The organism is Halomonas sp. LES1, from assembly GCF_031846005.1.
Lineage (GTDB): Bacteria > Pseudomonadota > Gammaproteobacteria > Pseudomonadales > Halomonadaceae > Halomonas.
This window is the reverse complement of the sequence record NZ_JAVRGC010000005.1, coordinates 154426-176316: the sequence shown is the minus strand read 5'-3', so window position 1 is coordinate 176316 and position 21891 is coordinate 154426. Positions and strand designations below refer to the sequence as shown.

Sequence of the window (21891 nt, the reverse complement as noted above, 5' to 3'; positions counted from 1 at the left end):
AGCCGGTTGCCACGACGCCAATACCGAACAACAGCACCAGGGCCCTGACCACATCGGGCTTGCGCTTCATCTTAGACTCCGGGTAGCAGGATTTAAACGTCGGCGACTATAAGCCGATGCAACCATCAAGACAACCGCCCTGACTCAACGTTCACCTCATGAAACTTCCGCCTGGCGAGGTCCACTGAGCGAGTCAGCACTCACTTCCTCCCAGCACGCCTCCTCACGCCATGAAGAGCCGATAGGCGGCGTTGTCGGACTCCTTCCAGTAGCGGTAGCCAATGGCGTCGAAATACTCCTCGACATGGGAGCGATCGCCATTGGGCACCTGCATGCCTACCAGCACCCGGCCATAGGCGGCACCGTGATTCCGGTAATGAAACAGCGAGATATTCCAGTCATGGGGCAGGTGGGTGAGGAAGTTCATCAGCGCGCCCGGACGCTCCGGAAACTCGAATCGGTAGACCTCCTCATCGAACTGCTGCTTGGGTCGACCGCCCCCCAGATGGCGAATATGAAGCTTGGCCAGCTCGTTATCGGTGAGATCCTCCACCGCATAACCGGCATCGCGAAGCCTGTCGATCACCGCCTGACGATCCTCTCCGCCGGGCTTCACCTGCACGCCGACGAAGATATGCGCATGTTCCGGATCCGCATAGCGGTAGTTGAACTCGGTGACCATGCGTTTGCCGATGGTCTTGCAGAACTTCTTGAAGCTGCCCGGCCGCTCGGAGATGGTCACGGCCAGGATCGCCTCGCGCTGCTCACCGAGCTCGGTGCGTTCGGCGATATGCTGGAGGCGGTCGAAGTTGGTATTGGCGCCGGAGTTGATGCACAGCAGCGTCTGCCCCTCGACGCCGGTCTGCTGGATATACTTCTTGAGCCCCGCCAGGGAGAGCGCGCCGGACGTCTCGGAGACCGCTCGGGTCTCCTCGAAGATATCCTTGACCGCCGCGCACATCTCGTCGGTATTGACGGTAATGACCTCGTCGACCAGCTCGCGGGCGATATCGAAGGGCACCTTGCCGACCTGGGCCACGGCCACCCCCTCGGCAAACACCCCCACCTGATCGAGGGTAACCCGCTTGCCCGCCTCGAGTGCCGCCTTGAAGCAGGCACTATCCTCGGCCTCGACACCGATCACCTTGATATCCGGGCGCAGATACTTGACGTAGGCGGCCACGCCGGCAATCAGGCCGCCGCCGCCCACCGGCACGAAGATAGCATCCAACGCACCGGCCTGCTGACGCAGGATCTCCACGGCGATGGTGCCCTGTCCCGCCACCACATCGATATCGTCGAAGGGCGGGATATAGGTATAACCATGCTCCTCGATCAGGGCCTGGGCATGTTCGGCCGCCTCGGCAAAGGCATCCCCCTTGAGCACCACCTTGGCCCCGCGGGCACGCACCGCCTGTACCTTGATATCGGGCGTGATACGCGGCATCACGATGGTCGCCTTGACGCCCATCTGCTTCGCCGCCATCGCCAGACCCTGGGCATGATTGCCAGCCGAGGCCGCGATCACGCCCTTGGCCTTCTGCTCCTCGCTGAGCAGGGCCATCTTGTTGTAGGCGCCGCGAATCTTGAAGGAGTAAACCGGCTGCAGGTCCTCACGCTTGATCAGAATGGTGTTGTTGAAGCGACGGGAGAGAAAGGGGGCCGGCGAGATGGGGGTTTCCCGAGCGGCTTCATAGACCCGGGCCTGGAGAATCTTCTTGACGGTAGCTTCGAGCATCCTGGTATCCAGCGGCGTGACGCGTGAGGGCGCAGCATGAATGCTGCGCTGCGAGGAACCCTTATTGGTAGCATTTTCGCGGGCCCAGCGTCCAGCATTGACCATCGGCAGACAGTGGCGATTGGCCTATAATATCGACCCTTTCTCGCCGACCCCCTCAGGAGAACGCCCCATGAACCAGGATGAGCTCAAGGATGCCGTCGCGGCGGCCGCCATCGATGAGGTGCGCCCCCACCTGCATCGCGACACCGTGCTCGGTATCGGCACCGGCTCCACCGCCAACCGCTTCATCGACCGCCTGGCCGAATTGCGTCACGACTTTGCCGGTGCCGTGGCCAGCTCCGAAGCCAGCGCCGAGCGACTGCGCAGCCATGGCATCGAGGTATTCGAGCTCAACTCCGTGGGCACGGTGCCCTTCTATATCGACGGTGCCGACGAAGTCAACGCTCACTTACATATGATCAAGGGCGGTGGCGCGGCGCTGACTCGCGAGAAGGTCGTGGCCGCCTGTGCCGAGACATTTGTGTGCATCGCCGACGCCTCCAAGCGGGTCGAGCGCCTGGGTGCCTTTCCGCTGCCGGTGGAGGTGATTCCCATGGCCCGCTCCTACGTGGCCCGGGAACTCGTCAAGCTGGGTGCCGACCCGGTCTATCGGGAGGGGGTGGTCACCGATAACGGCAACCAGATCATCGACTGCTACGATTTCATGATCGACGACCCGCAGGCCATGGAGGCACGCATCAACGCCATCGTGGGGGTGGTCACCAATGGTCTGTTCGCGGCCCGCGGTGCCGACGTGCTGCTGCTGGGAACCACCCAGGGTGTGGAACGCCTCTCCCCCGCCTGACAGGCCTCGAGGCGAAGTGAGTACTCACTTCCCCGCTAGCAGTCTGTCCAGCCCCTTCAGGGTCTTTGCCAGGGCCCCACGGTTGGCGGCCACCACATCGCGCCCCGCTTCGCCGAGGCGGCGGCGCTCGGCCGGGTCGGCAAAGAGCGCGATCAGCGCCTCGGCAAGCGCCTCTTCATCGGGCGTCTCCACCAGGGCATCGGCGCCGCGCAGGGCCTCTGCCACATCCATGAAGTTGGCCAGCTCGGGGCCGGTAAGCACCGGTACGCCAAGAGCCGCAGGCTCGAGCAGATTGTGACCACCCACCGGCACCAGGCTTCCGCCGACAAAGGCCAGGTCCGCCGCGCCATAGAGCACGGTGAGCTCCCCCATGGTGTCGGCCAGATAGACCGAAGTAGCCTGCCCGGGCCATTCGCCTCGAGAGCGCCGAGCCGGCACCTGGCCGTGGGACTCGCACAGGCTCGCTACCTCATCGAAGCGCTGCGGATGGCGCGGCACCAGTACCAGCAGGGCCTCGGGAGAGTGCTCCCGCAGCAGGGCGTGAGCGGCCAGCAGGTGCGACTCCTCGCCCGCGTGGGTAGAGCCGGCCACCCAGACCCGGGGCCGCCCCAGCAGCTGACGCAAGCGCTCACTTACCTGTCGGGCGCCATCTTCCAGGGCGATATCAAACTTCAGCGAGCCCACTACGGTGGTACGCCGCGGCGCCATGCCGAGCTCGGCAAAGCGCGCGGCGTCTTCACTGGACTTGGCGGCCAGCCAGTCGACACAGCCCAGCGCCTCACGCATCAACGGACGCAGCCGCCGATAGCCTCCCAGGGCGCGCGCAGAGAGCCGGCCATTGACCACCGCCACCGGTATCTCGCGATGGCGGCAGGCGTGAAGCAGGTTGGGCCACAGCTCGGTCTCGAAGAACAGCGCCAGCTCGGGCCGCAGGCGCTCGACGAAGCGCGACGCGGCGCGCGGGAAGTCCAGGGACACGAAGTGATGACTCAGCCGACCATCCTGCCGCCCCTGGGCCAGCGCACGGACGCGCTCGGCGCCGGTGGCGGTCATGGTAGTCACGGTCAGGGAATGGCCGGGGTAGCGTGCGAGCAGCTCCTCGATCAACGGCCTGGCCGCCTGGACCTCCCCCACCGAGGCGCAGTGCAGCCATAACATACGCGTTTCGGGAGGCGTCTCGGGAATGCGCCCCAGGCGCAATGGCCTGGGGTCAGTGAGTCCATGCTCACGGCGCAGACGCTGCCATAGCAGGGGAGCCGCCAGATGCAGCGCCGCGGAGTAGGCCTGCCGGGGCCAGCCCATCAGCTCTCGCGGTCGAGGATGGTGGAGATCATCGCCGTGGTGGAGACGCCATCCTCGAAGCCCAGTACTCGCACCTCACCTCCGGCGTCGCGCACGGCCTGGCCGCCGGCGATCTGGTCGGGGCGGTAGTCGCCACCCTTGACCAGCACGTCGGGCAGCACCGACTCGATCAACCGCTGTGGAGTCTCCTCGCCAAAGGAGACGACCCAGTCCACGGCACCCAGGCCGGCAAGCACCTGCATGCGACGCGCCAGGGGGTTGATGGGCCGCTTGGGGCCCTTGAGGCGCGCGATGGAGGCGTCATCGTTGACCGCCACGACCAGCCGATCACCGAGCCGGCGGGCCTGCTCCAGATAGGCCACATGGCCGGCATGAAGGATGTCGAAGCAGCCGTTGGTCATCACGACCCTTTCGCCACGCGCCTGGGCGGCCCGCACCGCGTCGATGAGCGTCGGCTCCTCGATCACTCCGAACTCGGCCAGCTTGTCGCCATGCAGGGCGGTGTAGAGCTCGGCGATGGAGAGGGTCGCGGTTCCCGGCTTTGCCACCACCAGGCCGGCGGCCAGATTGGCCAGGGTCATCGCCTCGGGGAAACCATGCCCGGCCGCCAGGGCGAGACCCAGCACGCCGATCACGGTATCGCCGGCACCGGTGACGTCATAGACCTCTCGCGCCCGAGTGGGCAGGTGAAGCGGGTCGTGCCCCTCACGAATCAGGGTGATCCCCTTCTCGCTGCGGGTGATAAGCAGCGCCTCCAGTTCGAGCTCGGCACGCAGGGCCTCGCCTCGCTCGGCCAGTTCGGCATCGTCACGGCAGTGACCCACCACCGCCTCGAACTCCGCCAGGTTGGGGGTGATGACGCTGGCGCCACGATAGCGCGAGAAATCACGCCCCTTGGGATCCACCAGCACCCGCTTGCCACTGGCCCGCACCAGGCGAATCAGCTCCTCGACGCGGTTGAGCGTCCCCTTGCCGTAGTCGGAGAGGATCACCAGATCACAGTCCGGCAACGCCGCCTCCACCCGCTCCAGCAGCCCGGAGGTGTCCGCCTCTCCCAGCCCCTCCTCGAAGTCGAGGCGGATCAACTGCTGGTTGCGGCTCATCACGCGAAGCTTGGTGATCGTTGGCACACCCGGGCTGCGCTGGAAGTGAGTGCTCACTCCGGCATCTTCCAGGCGACTCACCAGGCGGTCCGCGTTATCGTCATCACCCACCAGGCCGGAGAGCGCGGCATGGGCGCCCAAGGAGGAGATATTGAGTGCCACGTTGGCGGCGCCCCCTGGGCGGTCCTCGCTCTCCTCGACACGCACCACCGGCACCGGCGCCTCGGGCGAAATACGCGAGGTACCGCCGTGCCAGTAGCGGTCGAGCATGACATCCCCCACCACCAGTAGACGGGAGTGCTCCAGGGCGGTCAGATCAAGTCTCATCGTCGGCAAGCGTCCTTTCCGTGGAGTGGTCAGCGGCATACTGCAGTGCTGCCTTGAGGCGCTCGATCACATCATCGGCGCGAATCAGCGACATGGCATCGGGATGCCGCACTCGCTGGCCCCAGGATAGATCCTCGACCTCCTTGTGCAGGTAGGTGCGCACCGCCTGAGGGTAGCGATTGACCACGAAGTCGCGCCAGCGGTAGGGCGCGGCACGATCAGGATTGGTGGTGGCATAGAGCCCCACCGTCGGCGTATTCAGCGCGTTGGCCATATGCACGGGGCCCGAGTCCGGAGCGATGACGGCTTCGGCGGCATCGATCAGCGCCAGCAGCCCCTTGAGTGAGGTGTTGCCGATGGCATCGATCACCGCCTCGGCCGGGCAGAGGGCCTGGATACGCTCCCCTACCTCCCGCTCCTGAGTGCTGCCCCCTCCAGTCAGCACGGTACGCAGGCCATGCTGCTCCCAGGCGTGCTGGACCACGGCGGCATACCCCTCGGCAGACCAGTTGCGGAAGTTGCGCAGCCGTGGGTTGGCACATGGGCTCATCAGCAGATAACGGGTATCGCCGGTAAGGGAGCGCGCCTCGTCGTGGGCCGCCGGGGGAATCGCCAGATTCCACTCGAGACTCGGCTCCTCGATCCCCATCAGTCGGGCGAAGTCGAGAAAGGACTCGAGCACATGGGCGCGTGGATGAGGCGCAAGCTGACGGTGGGTGAACCAGTGTTGAGCATCCTTGGCGCGGGCCTTGTCGTAGCCCACTCGCACGTCGGCCTTGAGCCCAAGTGACAACACGCTGGCTCGCAGGGCCTGCTGCATATGCAGCAGCACATCGAAGCGGGTATCAGACAGCTCGCGCCACAGGGCGCGCATGCCTGCCAGGCCGCTGGCCTTGTCATAGACCACGAACTCGACCCCGGAGAGGCCCGCCAGTAGACTGTGCTCGGCCTTGCCGACGATCCAGGTGATGCGCGCGTCGGGCCACTGGCGTTGCAGGGCGCGAACCGTCGGCACCAGATTACAGACATCACCCAGGGCGGAGAGTCGCAGCACGCCGATATGGCGGGGTTGGGCGGGCAGAGGATGCTTCATGCGCTTGGCAACATTGAGAACGGGAAAGTTCTACATTCTATATGATAAGGACAGTCTATGTGACGCCGACCAGGCGCCACAAATTGGCCCGTCAACCTTCGAACCCGACTGGTGGCTGGCGCAAGGCCGGGTCACCGGCCAGGCCCCGGGGCGCGGTGCCAGCCTGTTTCTGGATGCCGGTACTGGAGAAGAGTGGGTACTGCGCCCTTACCGCCGCGGCGGCATGGTGGCACGCTTCAGTGATGCCCGTTATCTATGGACCGGCCTGGAGCGCACCCGCGCCTTTCGCGAGATGCGTCTCACCGCCGACCTGCTTGCCCGTGACCTGCCGGTTCCGCGACCGGTCGCCGCCAACGTCACCCGCCATGGTCTGACCTATGAGGCCGCGCTACTCACCGTGCGCATTCCCGGCGCCCGCGCCCTGGCCAGCCTGCTGGAAAATGGCGAAGCCGATGGCGAGCTACTGCAACGGGTCGGTGCCACCATCCGCCGTTTCCACGATACAGGCCTCGACCATGTCGACCTCAATGCCCGCAACCTGCTGGTGGATAAAGGCGGCAAGGTGTGGTTGATCGACCTGGATCGCTGTCGACTGCGTCCCGACGGAGCCTGGAAAGCCCGCAACCTGAAGAGACTAGAGAGCTCTGTAGCCAAGTTTGTCGCTACAGAAGAAATAACGCGCATAATCGAGCGGATTACTGCCAGCTATGGTAGTTGACGCTCTTGTGTGGTCATGAAGCGCGGCTTGACTGTTTTCTCCATGAACCTTGCCCACTTGCGCCGAATCTTGCGCCGTCCAAGCCAAGGCACATATGCTGGCAATGGAATAAATTCCGAGACACCAAGGCCGTCGATCAGTATGACCGCGGTGGTATCCGTCCGCTCAATCACAAGCAGATTGCTCATCACCAGATCGCAAGGCACCACATTATAGGCCAACAAGTAGGTCTGGAGTGCTTCGAGCCCAACCCAAAATTGACCTACCTGCTGCTGCGTCAGCGGCTTGGCCAAGTATTCAGCCACATTAGGTGGAAGTAGTCCCTGATCATCGAGCACCAACTGCTGCTCGATTCCGATCACTTCATCATCTTTCACCACCCCAAAGAACTCAGGAATAAATGTGAAAGGAACCTTCCTTCGCTTCAACAGCCGGAAATATCGAAGTTCGCGATAAGTCTGCTTGGCCTTTTCTCTTCTACTGAGTTTAATACAGCGAGCTGGATCATTTGGGTGCAGATAGCAGATGCGCTCATCTCCCCGGCCGATGATCTTCCAGTTTTTTACATCTGGCATTGAGCCGCCTGCTTTTCCTGATATACGTCAAGGATGCACCGGTAGTTCTGGGCCATGATTTCTTCTATGTCGAGGGATAATGCCAGCTCTCGGCAGCAAATTTTCAGACTAGCATCACCTTTCCTCCTGGCCCAGTGGGACATAGCGTCGGTGAGTGCTTCAATGTCATCTGGGCGATCGATAACCGTAGCCACCTCTGACGTCACCACCTCTTTAGCGCCACACTTTTGGGTAGTTATAACTGGCGTTCCACAGGCAAGTGCCTCAAGTACGGTAAAGCCAAACGGCTCGTAATACGCCGGTAGCATATAGCAGTCGGCAAGGGAAAAATATCGTTCTGGTGAAGGCTGCTCGCCCAGGAATCGGCATTTATCTGCAATGCCGAGACTCTGGGCAAGCTCCTGATACTGAGCCTGTCGAGAGTCACGCCCAACCACCAGCAAGATGGCTTCTCCGTCGAGCCGGGAGAAGGCTTCAAGGGTTGGCTCCAGCCCTTTGCGACGATAACCGGTGCCCAGAAACAGAAAAACAGGAACTTGACCATCCAATTCTAATTCCTGGGCAAGAGCACTAACATCACCACTGAGCCGTGTGCGGTCAAAACGCTGAGTGTCGACAAAGTTATGAATCACAGAGCGCCGCTCAGCAGGTACATTGTACGCTTCGGCAATCTCATGGTCGCTTTGCCGAGAATTTGATACCACATGATAATAGGCGCCAGGCGCCATGGCCCGAGCCTCAATTTGCGCAGCCACCCTATCCTTCCACCGCCACTGACGCTTCGGCTTCGAGGCAAGATGGTGATGGACAGTGCCACCACCTATGCGCAACAGATCATGTGTCCAGGTTTTTCCCAATCCATAGACGAGATCATAGCCTGCAGCCTCTACATGGCGCTCCACCGCCTGGGCAAAACGCCACATGCGCTGGGCCTTACCAATACTGAACGGGCGTAAGCGAACAAAACGAATAGCCGGATGAGACGGAGCCACGTGGGAACGGCAGATGATTGTAACATCCTCACCACGCTCGGCTAGATACCGTGACAGTTCATTAAGAAACCGCTCAGTACCGCCGGAGGCAGCGTGGCGCATATGTACTAGGGCTATTTTCACCGGCATGGCCTCATGGTCGGCTCGTTCATATATCCCGAACACGACGTTTCATATATTTCCAGAACACACCGTTTGCATTAGCCACGGCGATTACCAAACCACGCCAGCCATCGAGAAAGCCGCACTTTAAAAGATAGGTACGCAAGAAAGCAAACGCGGATTTTAACACAACAACCCACACGGGATATACCGGAAACTTGTCCGATTTTGCACGAATAGTCGAATATCGATTTATCTTATCCAAAAACTGACCAAGTTCGGTGACAGCCAGATGCTCAATGCAACCGTCTAAACGAACGACTGACGTGGATTTTGCAACCTTCACTGACTCATGCACCATGGCATCATTGAAGTTATGCCATTGGCGATGAAAGACACGCACCAACCAGTCATTGCCCCAGCCCGAATGATGCACGGGCTTGCCCAATAGCCAGTTTTCTCGCAACACCTCTACCACCTGATCGGTATCAGCGGTGGGCAGCCAGCTGGCCAGCGCCTCAAGCCAGCAACTGGTGGGCGCCTCGTCGGCGTCCAACGAGACAATCCACTCACTACGAGCGAGTGACACGGCATGGCGCTTGGTAGGGCCAAAGCCAAGAAAGTCGCCCTGGTGAAGCGATACGTTGGCGTAGCGACGAGCAATTTCGAGAGTCTCATCGGTGGAGCCATTGTCGTAAACTACCACCTCCCCCAGGGCTTCGAGCGAGTCCAAGGTGCGGCCCAAGGTTGCCGACGCGTTGCGCGTGATGATCACGGCGCTTAGCTCAGAGAGCATGCAAAAACCACCCTGCCAGAATAGACACCGGATGCTACTATAGCCGTCATTATACCCACAAACCTTCTACGAGGCGGCTTTGCACATCATCCATGCCAATCTGGCCCGGGGGTTTCGCGGCGGCGAGCGGCAAACAGTGCTGCTGATCCAGGCACTGGCCGACAAGGCAGAAGTATCACTCCAGACGCTTGTGTGCCGGCCAGATTCGCCTATGCGCGCAGAGCTGGCCACAACCCACGGTCTTCGATTTGTCAGCGCTCGCCATCAGCTGGCCGGCCATCGACAGGCGGGGCGAGCCACCATGGTTCATGCCCATGACGCCAAGGCTGTACATTGGGCTTGGCTACACCATCGACTGTTTGGCATTCCCTACCTGATTACCCGTCGGGTGGATACACCCGTCAAGCACAAACTCAGCAACAGAATTTTTTACCGTGAAGCGCATCGCTGCGTCGCGCTATCCCGGGTTATTGCCGAGAATATCCAGCCGCTAAGCCCGCACCCGGTGGCACAAATTCCCAGCGCATTTACTCCACTAGTCTCAGACCCCAACATAACGCGGGCTTTCCGTGCACGCTATCCCGGTCGATTCCTGGTCGGCCACGCTGGGGCCCTTGTGGACCGACACAAGGGACAACGTGTTCTGCTCGACGCGGCTCGACGACTACAACACTCGCAGCCGGACATGCTATTTGTGTTTTTTGGCCAAGGCGAGGATGAGGCCGAACTAAAACAAGAAAGTATCAGGCTGGACAACGTAATCTGGGCCGGCTTCAAGTCCGATATCGGCAATTACCTTCCGGCATTGGATATTTTTGCCTTTCCTTCTCGTAACGAAGGGCTAGGGTCAGTGTTGCTGGATGCCATACGAGCAGAGGTGCCCGTGGTAGCTAGCAAGACGGGCGGTATCCCGGATATTGTCCGTCATGAAGAAACCGGTCTCTTGTTTCCGACTGGTGATAGTGAGTATCTAGCTGAATGTTTGGTAAGGCTGCGCGACATCGACTTACGCAAAAGGCTTGTAGAAAAAGCCTCCCAGCATTTAGCCAAATACAGCCCTGAGGCTATGGCTAACTCATACACATCACTCTATTCTCGAGTCTAAAAAATCGTATTTATTCAATGAAATTACTCAACATGGGCGGAAAGAACGCTTATCGTGCGCATAAATTCATGTTTTACGCCTCAGGTCTGCTAGGTGCCCTACCTCCGAGAAGCCTTTTCCGACGTCGGCGCGATAAACTGATGGCCCAGTTTGACACCCTGCCTTCAGCCGATCAGGAATTTATCATGAAACGCGTAGCCTATTACAACAAACTTGACACCTTATCAGAGCTTTCTGGTGCAGCCACTAGCAACCAAGACTTCAAAATACACTCAAAAAAATCCACATATCATCTCGACTTTTACCAAGTTGCTAAGCACTTCCCAGCAAGTAGTGCATATCACTATCGTTTTGGCGACAAGACTTTCGTTCCAAACGAACCCACGTTTGTCAAGAGCAGGCCAATTAACGGGGAAAACTACAATTCAGTACTACTCAAACTCGACAGCGTTCGACATTTTTACACGGTAAACGATCCTTATGATTATGATAAAAAAAAGAGCACCCTAGTGTGGCGGGGAGCAGCACATCAACCCCACCGCCAAAATTTTCTAGCACAGTGCCACGATATGGCCCAGTGCGATGTTGGTGCTACCGACAACAAGGTAGAAACGACCGCATATCGAAAGCCATTCATGTCTATCAAACAACAGCTTGGGCACAAGTTTATCTTCAGTATTGAGGGCAACGATGTTGCCACAAATCTGAAATGGATAATGGCATCGAATTCGTTGTGCTTTATGAAACAACCAGCTTATGAAACTTGGTTCATGGAAGGTACGCTGACCCCAGGCCACCACTATGTAGAGGTCAGTGATGATTTTTCCGACCTGGACGAAAAAGTTGCATACTACCTAACACATCCCGAAGAAGCCCAAGACATCATACACAACGCCAACCAATACATTACCAATTTTTATCACCCGCAACGGGAAAGGCTCATCGCACTGCTGGTTTTTGAGCACTACTTAGCACACACACAACAATATATTTAATAAATACCCACGGTAACTTTACAATATTTTTCTGATGATGATGAGTGAGGTTAGATGCAGGACTCATGGGCTAGTCTAAATGTTAAAATTTCCCAAAATATCAAGCAGCAGTACTGCTTTACGTTCTAAATAAACCTTTTCCTCTTGATATCTACCTTTATAGGTCTGCTTTGCAACAACCGAATTTAAAAAAACATCTATAGACTCTTTGTTATTACAAAAATTGTTTGGCAAATTAAAGAACATTTTTTCTTCAAAGTCATTAAATAATTCACCCATGCTTTCATTTAAAAAATAGGCCAATGTGAAATATGGCATAAAACCATACTTCTCAGCGTTATGTACACCTTGTGCATATATTTTATCAGGATGTGTCTTTTCATACCCCAGCTTGCGCATCATTTTCTTACTATTCGAAACGTAAATTGCGAACTCTCTATCCTTCAGCAAATAACTTAAATAAAGACCAAATGCTTTAGCAATTAAAGGTGAGCCTTTTTTAGCATAAATAAACCAAACTTCAAGGGGGCGACTCTTTACCTCTTCTTGTCTAAACATGAAAAAATCAGCTTGGTGCTTAATATGTGGAAGCCAAGAGCTAAGCGGCTTTAGGCAAAAGGTGGTTGCATCTGCCCATACACCACCAAACTGAGTTAGCAAATAGACTCTCAACAAATCAGCCTTATTAGCCTTTGTTAGCCTTATGTTGCATAAATGAAATATAGAATTAAAATCAAACCCTAACTTATTTTCGATATTCTCATCATTTAAAAATACCACCTTATAATCCGGGTTTAGCTTTTCCCAAGAAACATAGCTGAGCCGAACCACTTCAGGTGCGTTTGCCAAGTCTGAATCCCAATAAATCCATATAATTTTAGTATCGGTGCCTTGCTCATATGAGGTTAAGCATGCATCTTCTAAAATCTTTAAAGAAATCTTTGCTCTTTCTTTTAGCTCTTCATTTTCAAACCCTTCACCGATACCATGAGAATATCTATATCTCTTCTCTACCCAATCTAACTTTTTTCTAACTTTGAAAAACTTTTTTTCGAAAAAATTGCTTTTTATAAACTTATCCAGCATTTACGCCTCCATCACAACTCAATATTATAAAAACTCATCACATTAGCTATTTGCTTGTCATTATACCCCCTGTCCACGTTTAATTTATTCAAACCCACAACATAGCTATTCGATATTTCGATGAAATCTTTGAAATCCCTACCTTGTACATTTATAATCTCAGTTCCATTTAATTTTGCCATGAAAAACAACCACACATCATCTGCATAAGGGCAAATATCAGTGAATATTTCTTTCTTTGCCACATCTTTATACAAGGATCCCGGAGGATATAATATTGCTCCGCTGCCTGTTAAAAATATATTACCATTATTATCATTGGTTTCTTTCGCCCACTTCCTATAAGGCCTTATTTTACCTTTCTTATAAGTAATCTCATGTGCTCTATTTCCTATTATAGCGTTTGGATTTTTTTTATGACTTCTCAACAAGATTTCAATAGTATCTCTAGGGTATAAAACATCATCGTCTAAAGTAATAATCACACTATTTGGAAAACTTTCTATCGTAGGAATTATCTTCTTGTAACTTCTAATATCTGAACAAAACCTAACCTCAAGTCCAAAACTCACCCTTGATGTGATTGATATTGGCAAGTCATTAAAGTCAAATTCATCTTCTGCAAGCCATAGAATAACTCTGTTAGGCAAAACAGTTTGCTGAGAAATAGTTTCAAGAACCAAATACACGTCATGGATTCTTTTTGAGTAAGTCGTCAAGCTTACAACTATCTCACCATTTACAATACGCTTTTCTTGAGTTAGCTTCTTCGGCTTTCTCGCATCAACCTGGCACTGTTTTTTAGCCACCTCTCTCTCTACAAGTGCTCCGATTTTATAAATATTTCTCTTTTGCACCTTCTTAAAAAACATGGAACTTGGCCTCTATTCGTAAAAACAGGAAGAATGTCGGGTCCCGTATGACTAACTACCCGTTTGGTAAATAACTCAGAACGTTTGTCCTGCTATTCTTTAATCGCTGCGATCGGTGACTGATGGTACAGTGCCTTCTGCGGGATATGTTGATTGTACAGCCAAGCGTAGCACTTGAGTGTCTCTTCCAAGTCCTCGCTTGAGACATAGCACCGGGTCGAGAGCACGTCGCTAACCCGTTCGTTGAAGCGCTCCACCATGCCATTCATCTGCGGCCGTCCCGGCTTGATTAGCCAGTGCTCGATACCATAGACCTGACACTACTGATCGAAGGAATGGCGACCGCTGGGCTTGCGTTCGCCTGCCCGCGTGAAGCGACCGGTGAAAGACTTGGGTTTCTCGTCGTCACCGGCGGCCTGCCGAGCCAGTTCCACCAGCGTCGGCACTTCATGCCGCTTGAGCATGCGATGCAGGGCAGAGCGTGACAAGCGGGGATTCAGGAACTCACACGCAACGACGAGATGGTCATCCAGGCCGAGGCACAGGAACTCACGAGCCGTGATCAGCACCTCCTCTTGCTCGGACGTGAGCGTAGCCAGGAGGTTGTGACGCGTGTAGGGTCGATCATAGACATTATCACGATAACGCCAGCGCCGAATGGTCACGGTGACAACACCACACTGACGGGCCAGCTCGCTATCCGTGATGCTGGAGGGTGCTGCCTGGATCTTGGCACGAATCTTCGGTGTCGTCGCCGCTTGTTTATGCAGCTTGATGTCCATGAACCTGCTCCCGGATGAATTGCTGAAGAAGCTCCCTCGCGGCTAGCAAAAAATAATTTGATCATCCGGGACCCTACACTCCCCATCAAATGCAGCACTGACAGCTAATGATCGATGCTATTTTTTCCAGCGAATTCTACTTGATGATCGAAGCAAGCTCTATCCTGAATCCGAGAAGCTGACGCCAGCATTTTTCTTATCATCCAGTAGCGCACAACTTTTGTCTCTGGCCAAAAAATCGGAAGATCCCGGTAGTTGTCAAGAAATCTGTCGACTCTGCGTTCATTCAGGCCCCATGATCTTGCTCCACCAGTGCTGGGTAGGATCAAATGCATGCCGGACCAAAATGACGCCCCCAGAACTGACACGGGCTTTGTTATCGCCTTCTCCAACGCCAATGGCGTATTCTGGAAGTACATGAAGGCCTACGCGCTCCACCAGTCTTCCTGACAGGGTCCATGGATGCAGCTGAAAGGCCGCCACCCGATCCCTATCGAAGAGACTCATGCAACTCGCAAACCCGAACTGGCTCAAACATTCTCGCTGGTGGTCCCTGCTCGTCATCGGGGTCTGCCTTGGCTATGCCATCGCCACCGTGGCCGTGCTGCCACTCTGGAGCCTGATCCCCATCACCGGCCTCTGGCTGGGCCTTGGCTGGCTGCTGCGCTGGGGAAGGCCGGCCACGCCACGCCCGCCCCGGCAGATCTGGCCCTGGTCGCTGGTGCCCCTTTGCCTGTGGGGCGTCTACGTCTACCTGGCCGAAAGCTTCGGCATCGTCGAGATCGGGGCGATCTTCTTCCACCTCCAGGCCGGGATCGCCGAGCATGGAGGCAGCAGCCGCCTGCTGGCGGCGGCACTCTATACCCTGGCGATGCTGGCCCTGCTCGCTGCCTATACCTGGCTGGTGCGCCGTGACCATCGCTGGCGCCTCGTCGACCGCCTGCTGGCACTGGTACTGATCGCCACCAATCCGCTCTTCTACAGCATGGGGCAACGCAGTGCGGCCATCGTCACCGATGACGGTGCCTGGCTGGATCGTCGCTATGTGGCTCCGACGATCCAGCAGGCGCCGGAGAGCCCACCCAACCTGCTGCTGCTCTACCTGGAAAGCATGGAGCGCACCTATGCCGACCGCCAGCGCTTCGGGGATGCCTACGCCTTCCTCGATGCCCTGGGCCGACGCGGTCATGTCTTCGAGGGCATACGCCAGCTGGAGAACACCGGCTGGACCATGGCCGGCATGATCGCTAGCCAGTGTGGCACCCCGCTGATGCCCGCGGGCCTGCTCCACGACAACCAGTTCGAGCCTCTGGGCCGCGTGGTTCCCGGTATTCGCTGCCTGGGCGACCTGCTGGATGAACAGGGCTATCGTCTCAGCTTCCTGGGCGGCGCCAGTACCGAGTTCGCCGGCAAGGGAATCTTCTACGAGGATCATGGCTTCGACAGGGTGATGGGACGAGCCAGTCTCGAGCCTCGTCTCGTCGAGCCCGATTATGTCAACGACTGGGGACTCTACGACGACAATCTGTATGACTTTACCATCAACGAGATTCGCCGCCTGGAGGCGGAAGATGCCGGCCCCTGGGGGGTGGTCAATCTGAGTCTCACCGCCCATGCGCCCAGAGGCTATCCGGCGCGGGCCTGTCGAAAGCGTCAGGGCGAGTTCGACGGCGAGGATATCCTCTACTCCGTGGAGTGTTCGGCCTGGCTCGCCTTCGACCTGATCGACCGACTCGAAAATGAAGGGCTGCTGGAGAATACGCTGGTCGTGCTCGCCAGCGATCATCTGACGATGCGTGTGTCGGCCTGGGAGCAACTCATCGCCGGCGAGCGGGACAACACCTTCATGTTGCTGGGCCAGGGTATCGAGGCCGGCCAGCGGACCCATCGCGAGGCCGCCTCTATCGATCTTTTCCCCACCATACTTGAGGCGATGGGCTATACCATCGAGCGCCACCGGGCTGGGTTAGGTGTCTCCCTGCTCTCCGAGCAACCGACCCTGGTGGAGCAGCATGGCCTGACCGACCTGGCGGCTCGCATGCACGAAGAGACCGCCCTGCAGCAGCGCTTATGGGAAGGCCTGATACCTGAAGGCAGGCAGCAGAAGAGCGGGCAGGCCGCTTCCCGGCAGATTCTGGATGCGCTCGACAATACTGCAGATGAAGCAAACTCCGGCAAGGACTAACCGCGCATCAGCTCCTTGCGATGGTGGTACGCCACGCATGAATCGCCCGGTGCACTCGCTCGGGAGCCATCTCCACCAGGCAGCGCGTATGACCCAGTGGGCAGGTACGCTCGAAGCAGGGCGAGCACTCAACGGCCAGGTAGTGGATCTCGGCGTTATCGGTCAGTGGCGGCGTATAGGCCGGCGACGAGGAGCCATAGAGCGCCTGGACGCGAGTGCCCACCGCCGCCGCCACATGCATCAGCCCCGAGTCATTGGTGACCACCTGCTCGCAGTCGGCCAGCAGGTCCACGGCGTCGGCGAGGCGTGTCTTGCCGCACAGATTATGGGCACCCATCAGCCCATCGACGATCGTCTCACCCGCCTCGACATCCTTGGGCCCTCCCAGCACCCGCACCTCGACCCCCTCTGCTATCAGCGCCTCGGCCAGGCTGCGGAAGTGCTCCAGCGGCCACTGCTTGGCGGGGCCGTACTCGGCCCCCGGCATCATGCCGATGGCCGGTGACGCGGAAAGCCCCAGACGCTCGCGCAGGGCGGCCTGATTACCCGCGTCCACCATCAGCCGAGGCTGAGGTATGGGGAAGTTGCCCCTGGCCGCCTCCTCGGCGGACAGCCCCAGGGAGACAAAACGCTTGACGGTCTGGTCGAGCACGCTCTTGTCGAGACGACGACGCTCGGTGAGCAGACCAAGGCGCTGCTCGCCATGGAAGCCGACGCGTCGTGGGATACCCGCCAGGAAAGGCACCAGCGCCGATTTCCAGGAGCGCGGCAGCACGATGGCTCGATCGAAACGACCCCGCAGCCCGCGAGCCGCCTCACGGCGTACGGACCAGCCGAACTGGCCATGAGCCACGTCCAGGGCGATCGTCTCATCCACCTCGGGCATGCGCTCGAGGATCGGCAGCGACCAGCCCGGCGCCATCACGGCGAGTGTGCAGCCGGGGTGGCGGTCACGCAGCGTCATCAACAGGCTCTGGGCCATCACCATGTCGCCGACCCAGGAGGGGCCGACCACCAGGATACGCTCGCCGCTTGTCTCCCCCCGCGAAGCCGATTCAGCCATTCAGCCACTCCAGGTACTCGCGTACCCCCTCGGCCACGGTGCGAAATTCGCGATCGTATCCGGCCTCGCGCAGCCGCGAGATATCGGCTCGGGTATAGCTCTGATAGCGCCCCTTCAGCTCATCGGGAAAGTCGATGTACTCGATGGCCCCATGACCATAGTAATCGATCACCGCGTTCCCGATCGCCTTGAAGGGTTCGGCACGACCGGTGCCCAGATTGAAGATGCCGGACGCTTCGGGGTTGTCGAGGAACCACAGGTTCACATCCACCACATCCCCGACGTAGACGAAGTCGCGGCTCTGCATGCCGGCATCAAAGCCATCCCAGGCGCCGAACAGCTTGACGTCCTGGCCGGCGCTGATCTGGGTATGGTGGTGATAGGCCACGCTGGCCATCTTGCCCTTGTGCTGCTCTCGGGGACCATAGACGTTGAAGTAGCGGAAACCCACCACCTGGCTGCGAAATGAATCCCGGTGGATACGCACATACTGGTCGAAAAGCAGCTTGGAGTAGCCATAGACGTTGAGCGGCTTCTCGTGCTCCGGCGCCTCCTGAAACACCTCGCTGCCACCGTAGGTGGCCGCCGAGGAGGCATAGAGGAAGGGAATCCCCCGCTGCTGACAGAAGTGCAGCAGCACCTTGGAGTACTCGAAGTTGTTATCGAGCATGAAGCGGCCATCCCACTCGGTGGTATCGGAGCAGGCTCCCTCGTGAAAGATCGCCTCGATCTCCGGCAGCCTGGCAGACTCTCCGCGCAACTCGGCCTCTACCCGCTGGCGGAAGTCATCCTTGTCCAGATAGTCACCCAGGCTGCAATCGGCCAGATTGACGAACTTGGTGCCGTCGCTCAGGTCGTCGACCACCATCACATCCTGATGGCCACGCTGATTGAGTGCCTTGACCAGATTCGAGCCGATGAAGCCGGCCCCGCCTGTCACTACGATCATGGAGAGATTCCTCTGTTCGGGGCGTGCGCCTATAACCGATCTTCCGGTGATTGTATACTTGAAGCCCTGTGAATTCATGGCCAACGGTGCTTTTCCAATGACACTCGCGACACCAACGTCGACCTCGCCCTCCGGGCCGGCGCCAGACGTCTCAACCTTTCAGGGTCTGATCCTGGCCCTGCAGCAGTACTGGGCCGATCAGGGCTGCGTGGTGCTGCAGCCGCTGGACATGGAGGTCGGTGCCGGTACCTTCCATCCGTCGACCTTCCTGCGCTCCATCGGGCCCGAGACCTGGAACGCCGCCTATGTGCAGCCCTCCCGTCGTCCGACCGACGGCCGCTATGGCGAGAACCCCAACCGCCTGCAACACTACTACCAGTTTCAGGTGGTGATGAAGCCCTCCCCCGCCGAGTTTCAGGAGCTCTATCTCGGCTCTCTCAAGCACCTGGGCCTCGACCCCCTGGTTCACGACATCCGTTTCGTCGAGGACAACTGGGAGTCCCCCACCCTGGGTGCCTGGGGCCTGGGCTGGGAAGTGTGGCTCAACGGCATGGAGGTGACTCAGTTCACCTACTTCCAGCAGGCCGGCGGCATCGAATGCTTTCCCGTGACCGGCGAGCTGACCTACGGCCTCGAGCGTATCGCCATGTATCTGCAGGACGTGGACAGCGTCTACGACTTGGTGTGGACCACTGCCCCGGATGGTTCCAGGGTCAGCTACGGCGATGTCTACCTCCAGAACGAGCGTGAGCAGTCCGCCTATAACTTCGAACACGCCGACGTCGATTACCTGTTCGGTGCCTTCGACCAGAACGAGCGGGACTGCACTAGGCTGCTCGAGGCCAATCTGCCGCTGCCCGCCTATGAACAGGTGCTCAAGGCCTCGCACACCTTCAACCTGCTCGATGCCCGCCACGCCATCTCGGTGACCGAACGCCAGCGCTACATCCTGCGCGTACGCACCATGGCCCGTGACGTGGCCCACGCCTATTTCGATTCGCGCAAGGCCGCCGGCTTCCCGCTGGCTCCCGAGGCACTGCGCCGCGAACTGCTTGAACAGGGAGACGCTTGAGCATGGCTGCCAACACCCTACTGGTTGAACTGGGCGTCGAGGAACTACCTCCGAACGCCATCGACGCCCTCTCCGATGCCCTGGCCGAAGGGCTGCGCCGCGGCCTGAGCGATGCCGATGTCGAGCATGGCGAAATACGTGCGTACGCCACGCCGCGTCGCCTGGCGGTCCAGATCGAGTCCCTGGCCGGCAAGCAGCCCGACCGGGTGGTGGAGAAGCGCGGCCCGGCACTGGCCGCTGCCTTCAAGGATGGCCAGCCCTCCAAGGCCGCCGAAGGCTTCGCTCGCTCCTGCGGCGTCAGCGTGGATGAGCTGATTCACCTGGAAACCGACAAGGGCACCTGGCTGGGGTATCGCGAACAACAGCAGGGGGAGAGTATCGCTGCCCTGCTGCCAGCCATCCTCAAGAAAGCCGTCGCCGCCCTGCCGGTACCCAAGAACATGCGCTGGGGTGCCTCACGGGTGGAGTTTTCCCGGCCGGCACACTGGCTGGTCGTGCTCTATGGCAACGAGATCATCGAAGCCGAGGCACTGGGCCTCGAGGCCGGCCGCACGACCCGTGGCCATCGCTTTCATGCTCCCGACCCCATCGAACTGGCCCACGCCGATGACTATCTCGCCACCCTGGAACAGGCGTGGGTTCTGGCCGACCGCGAGCTACGCCGCGAGCGTATCCGTGAGCAGGTACTTTCGGAAGCGGAGGTGCAGGAGGCCACCGCAGTCATCGATGAGGCGCTGCTGGTCGAAGTCAGCGGCCTGGTGGAGTGGCCCGTGGCCCTCACCGGCAGCTTCGACGAGCGCTTCCTTGAGGTACCGGCCGAGTGTCTGATCTCCTCGATGAAGGCGAACCAGAAGTACTTCCACCTGCTCGATAGCGAAGGCCAGCTGAAGCCGCTGTTTATCACCGTTGCCAATATCGACAGCAGTGAGCCCGACCGCGTCATCGAGGGCAACGAGAAGGTCATTCGCCCCCGCCTGGCCGATGCTGCCTTCTTCTACGATACCGACCGCAGGCGCACCCTGGCCTCTCGAATCGACGAGCTCTCGGGCGTTGTATTCCAGAAGCAGCTCGGCACCCTCGCCGACAAGGCCCACCGTACCGCCGCCGTGGCCGCCTTTATCGCCGGCCAGCTAGGTGGTGATGTCAGCCATGCCCGCCGCGCCGCCGAACTGGCCAAGTGCGACCTGGTGACCGAGATGGTGCTCGAGTTTCCCGAGCTCCAGGGCACCATGGGTCGCTACTACGCCGCTCAGGATGGTGAGCCCGCCGAGGTGGCCCGGGCCATGGAGGAGCAGTACCTCCCCCGCTTCGCGAGCGATGCCACTCCCCGGAGCCGGACCGGCCAGGCCCTGGCCCTGGCCGACCGCCTCGACACCCTGACCGGCATCTTCGGTATCGGCGCCCGCCCCACCGGTACCAAGGACCCCTTTGCGCTGCGTCGCGCCGCCATCGGTGTGCTCAACATCATGGTCAAGGGGGAGCTGCAACTCGACCTCCGTGAGCTGCTCGAGCTGGCCGCGGCCCAGCACCAGGGGCTGCCGTACGCCGAGAACCTTGTGGATGAGGTGCTTGCCTACATGCTCGACCGCTTCCGGGCCTGGGGTCAGGGTGAGGACATCTCGACCGAGGCTTACCTGGCGGTGCGGGCACGCCCCGTGACTCGTCCGCTGGATTTCGCCCGCCGCCTGCGCGCGGTAGAGGCGTTCACCGGACGCGACGAGGCCGCCGCCCTCGCCGCTGCCAACAAGCGTGTCTCCAATATCCTTGCCAAACAGGGCAGTGAGGTGAGCAGCACCGTGGATGCCACTCTGCTGCAGGAAGCCGCCGAGAAGAGGCTCCACGACGCGGTGGTCAGTCACCGAGACAGGGTCACGCCACTGCTCGTTGAGGCGCGCTATCAGGAGGCGCTGGATGTCCTGGCCGGCCTGCGTGAGCCGGTTGATACCTTCTTCGATGAAGTGATGGTCATGGCCGATGATGAGGGGGTGCGCTGTAACCGGCTCGCCCTGCTGGCCGGCCTGCGGGCACTGTTCCTCGAGGTTGCCGATATCGCTCAGCTCCAGCAGTAACCGCCCCCCGTAGCACCATCGAGGCCGGCAGCAACAACTGCCGGCCTTTTTGTATCTGGCCACCCTGGTGTTTCACATGGAACATGGGCTGCCATTCATGGTGATGTTTCACGTGGAACA

18 protein-coding genes and 1 pseudogene are annotated in these 21891 nt (G+C 58.7%); 7 read left to right on the top strand and 12 right to left on the bottom strand.

Annotation, left to right across the window (positions count from 1 at the left end; translation table 11 throughout):
• Window positions 1-223: 223 nt before the first annotated feature.
• On the bottom strand, window positions 224-1843 hold the full coding sequence (gene ilvA, locus RM463_RS12550; RefSeq protein ID WP_195688712.1) for a threonine ammonia-lyase, biosynthetic: 1620 nt from the start codon (window positions 1841-1843) through the stop codon (window positions 224-226).
• Between the two features lie 67 nt (window positions 1844-1910).
• On the opposite strand from ilvA, the gene rpiA reads away from it, so the two are divergent.
• The gene (gene rpiA, locus RM463_RS12545; protein WP_195688711.1) at window positions 1911-2585 is read left to right on the top strand and encodes a ribose-5-phosphate isomerase RpiA; all 675 of its coding nucleotides are present in this window, start codon (window positions 1911-1913) and stop codon (window positions 2583-2585) included.
• A 24-nt stretch (window positions 2586-2609) separates the two neighbouring features.
• Here the strand turns inward: rpiA and waaA are convergent, their stop codons facing one another.
• Genes waaA through RM463_RS12530 form a run of 3 tightly spaced genes read right to left on the bottom strand, consistent with a single transcriptional unit; the run spans window position 2610 to window position 6410 of the window.
• Window positions 2610-3887, bottom strand: coding sequence for a lipid IV(A) 3-deoxy-D-manno-octulosonic acid transferase (gene waaA, locus RM463_RS12540; RefSeq protein WP_195688710.1), 1278 nt, complete (start codon window positions 3885-3887; stop codon window positions 2610-2612).
• A complete protein-coding gene (gene hldE, locus RM463_RS12535; protein WP_311430189.1) occupies window positions 3887-5317 on the bottom strand; it encodes a bifunctional D-glycero-beta-D-manno-heptose-7-phosphate kinase/D-glycero-beta-D-manno-heptose 1-phosphate adenylyltransferase HldE in 1431 nt (476 codons plus the stop codon). Before hldE ends, waaA begins: the two co-directional genes overlap by 1 nt.
• The gene (locus tag RM463_RS12530; protein ID WP_195688708.1) at window positions 5307-6410 is read right to left on the bottom strand and encodes a glycosyltransferase family 9 protein; all 1104 of its coding nucleotides are present in this window, start codon (window positions 6408-6410) and stop codon (window positions 5307-5309) included. The genes hldE and RM463_RS12530 overlap by 11 nt, the downstream gene beginning before the upstream one ends.
• On the opposite strand from RM463_RS12530, the gene RM463_RS12525 reads away from it, so the two are divergent.
• Window positions 6409-7128, top strand: coding sequence for a 3-deoxy-D-manno-octulosonic acid kinase (locus RM463_RS12525; protein WP_195688707.1), 720 nt, complete (start codon window positions 6409-6411; stop codon window positions 7126-7128). The genes RM463_RS12530 and RM463_RS12525 overlap by 2 nt on opposite strands.
• Here RM463_RS12525 and RM463_RS12520 read toward each other — a convergent pair.
• Genes RM463_RS12520 through RM463_RS12510 form a run of 3 tightly spaced genes read right to left on the bottom strand, consistent with a single transcriptional unit; the run spans window position 7116 to window position 9593 of the window.
• Entirely contained in the window at window positions 7116-7703 is a 588-nt protein-coding gene (locus RM463_RS12520) for a YrbL family protein (RefSeq protein WP_195688706.1), read from the bottom strand. The genes RM463_RS12525 and RM463_RS12520 overlap by 13 nt on opposite strands.
• Window positions 7691-8818: a glycosyltransferase family 4 protein gene (locus RM463_RS12515; protein WP_195688705.1), complete on the bottom strand. Its 1128-nt coding sequence runs from the start codon at window positions 8816-8818 to the stop codon at window positions 7691-7693. The genes RM463_RS12520 and RM463_RS12515 overlap by 13 nt, the downstream gene beginning before the upstream one ends.
• A gap of 25 nt (window positions 8819-8843) precedes the next feature.
• Window positions 8844-9593 carry a glycosyltransferase family 2 protein gene (locus tag RM463_RS12510; protein ID WP_195688704.1) on the bottom strand — a complete coding sequence of 250 codons (750 nt, stop codon included), beginning with the start codon at window positions 9591-9593 and terminating at the stop codon, window positions 8844-8846.
• 79 nt (window positions 9594-9672) lie between these two features.
• Between RM463_RS12510 and RM463_RS12505 the strand changes: the two genes are divergently transcribed.
• Both RM463_RS12505 and RM463_RS12500 read left to right on the top strand, forming a co-directional pair.
• Complete coding sequence (locus RM463_RS12505) at window positions 9673-10698, top strand: glycosyltransferase family 4 protein (protein WP_195688703.1); 1026 nt, start codon at window positions 9673-9675, stop codon at window positions 10696-10698.
• 140 nt (window positions 10699-10838) lie between these two features.
• Entirely contained in the window at window positions 10839-11693 is an 855-nt protein-coding gene (locus RM463_RS12500; RefSeq protein ID WP_229333015.1) for a glycosyl transferase family 90, read from the top strand.
• A 75-nt stretch (window positions 11694-11768) separates the two neighbouring features.
• Here the strand turns inward: RM463_RS12500 and RM463_RS12495 are convergent, their stop codons facing one another.
• The 3 genes and pseudogenes from RM463_RS12495 to RM463_RS12485 form a co-directional block, all read right to left on the bottom strand.
• Window positions 11769-12779 carry a capsular polysaccharide synthesis protein gene (locus tag RM463_RS12495; protein ID WP_195688702.1) on the bottom strand — a complete coding sequence of 337 codons (1011 nt, stop codon included), beginning with the start codon at window positions 12777-12779 and terminating at the stop codon, window positions 11769-11771.
• Between the two features lie 11 nt (window positions 12780-12790).
• A complete protein-coding gene (locus RM463_RS12490; protein WP_311430188.1) occupies window positions 12791-13651 on the bottom strand; it encodes a hypothetical protein in 861 nt (286 codons plus the stop codon).
• Window positions 13597-14433: pseudogene (locus RM463_RS12485) on the bottom strand (integrase core domain-containing protein). The gene RM463_RS12490 and the pseudogene RM463_RS12485 overlap by 55 nt, the downstream one beginning before the upstream one ends.
• A 505-nt stretch (window positions 14434-14938) precedes the next feature.
• Here RM463_RS12485 and RM463_RS12480 point away from each other — a divergent pair.
• Window positions 14939-16618, top strand: coding sequence for a sulfatase-like hydrolase/transferase (locus RM463_RS12480; protein WP_195688700.1), 1680 nt, complete (start codon window positions 14939-14941; stop codon window positions 16616-16618).
• 7 nt (window positions 16619-16625) lie between these two features.
• Here the strand turns inward: RM463_RS12480 and waaF are convergent, their stop codons facing one another.
• Together waaF and rfaD are read right to left on the bottom strand one after the other, a co-directional pair.
• Window positions 16626-17681, bottom strand: a complete 1056-nt coding sequence (gene waaF, locus RM463_RS12475; RefSeq protein WP_195688699.1) for a lipopolysaccharide heptosyltransferase II — start codon at window positions 17679-17681, stop codon at window positions 16626-16628.
• Window positions 17674-18630 carry an ADP-glyceromanno-heptose 6-epimerase gene (rfaD, locus tag RM463_RS12470; RefSeq protein WP_132043438.1) on the bottom strand — a complete coding sequence of 319 codons (957 nt, stop codon included), beginning with the start codon at window positions 18628-18630 and terminating at the stop codon, window positions 17674-17676. Before rfaD ends, waaF begins: the two co-directional genes overlap by 8 nt.
• Before the next feature lie 97 nt (window positions 18631-18727).
• Here rfaD and glyQ point away from each other — a divergent pair, with 97 nt between their 5' ends.
• A complete protein-coding gene (gene glyQ, locus RM463_RS12465; protein ID WP_195688698.1) occupies window positions 18728-19702 on the top strand; it encodes a glycine--tRNA ligase subunit alpha in 975 nt (324 codons plus the stop codon).
• A gap of 2 nt (window positions 19703-19704) precedes the next feature.
• Window positions 19705-21771, top strand: coding sequence for a glycine--tRNA ligase subunit beta (gene glyS, locus RM463_RS12460; protein WP_195688697.1), 2067 nt, complete (start codon window positions 19705-19707; stop codon window positions 21769-21771).
• The last annotated feature ends 120 nt before the right edge of the window (window positions 21772-21891 follow it).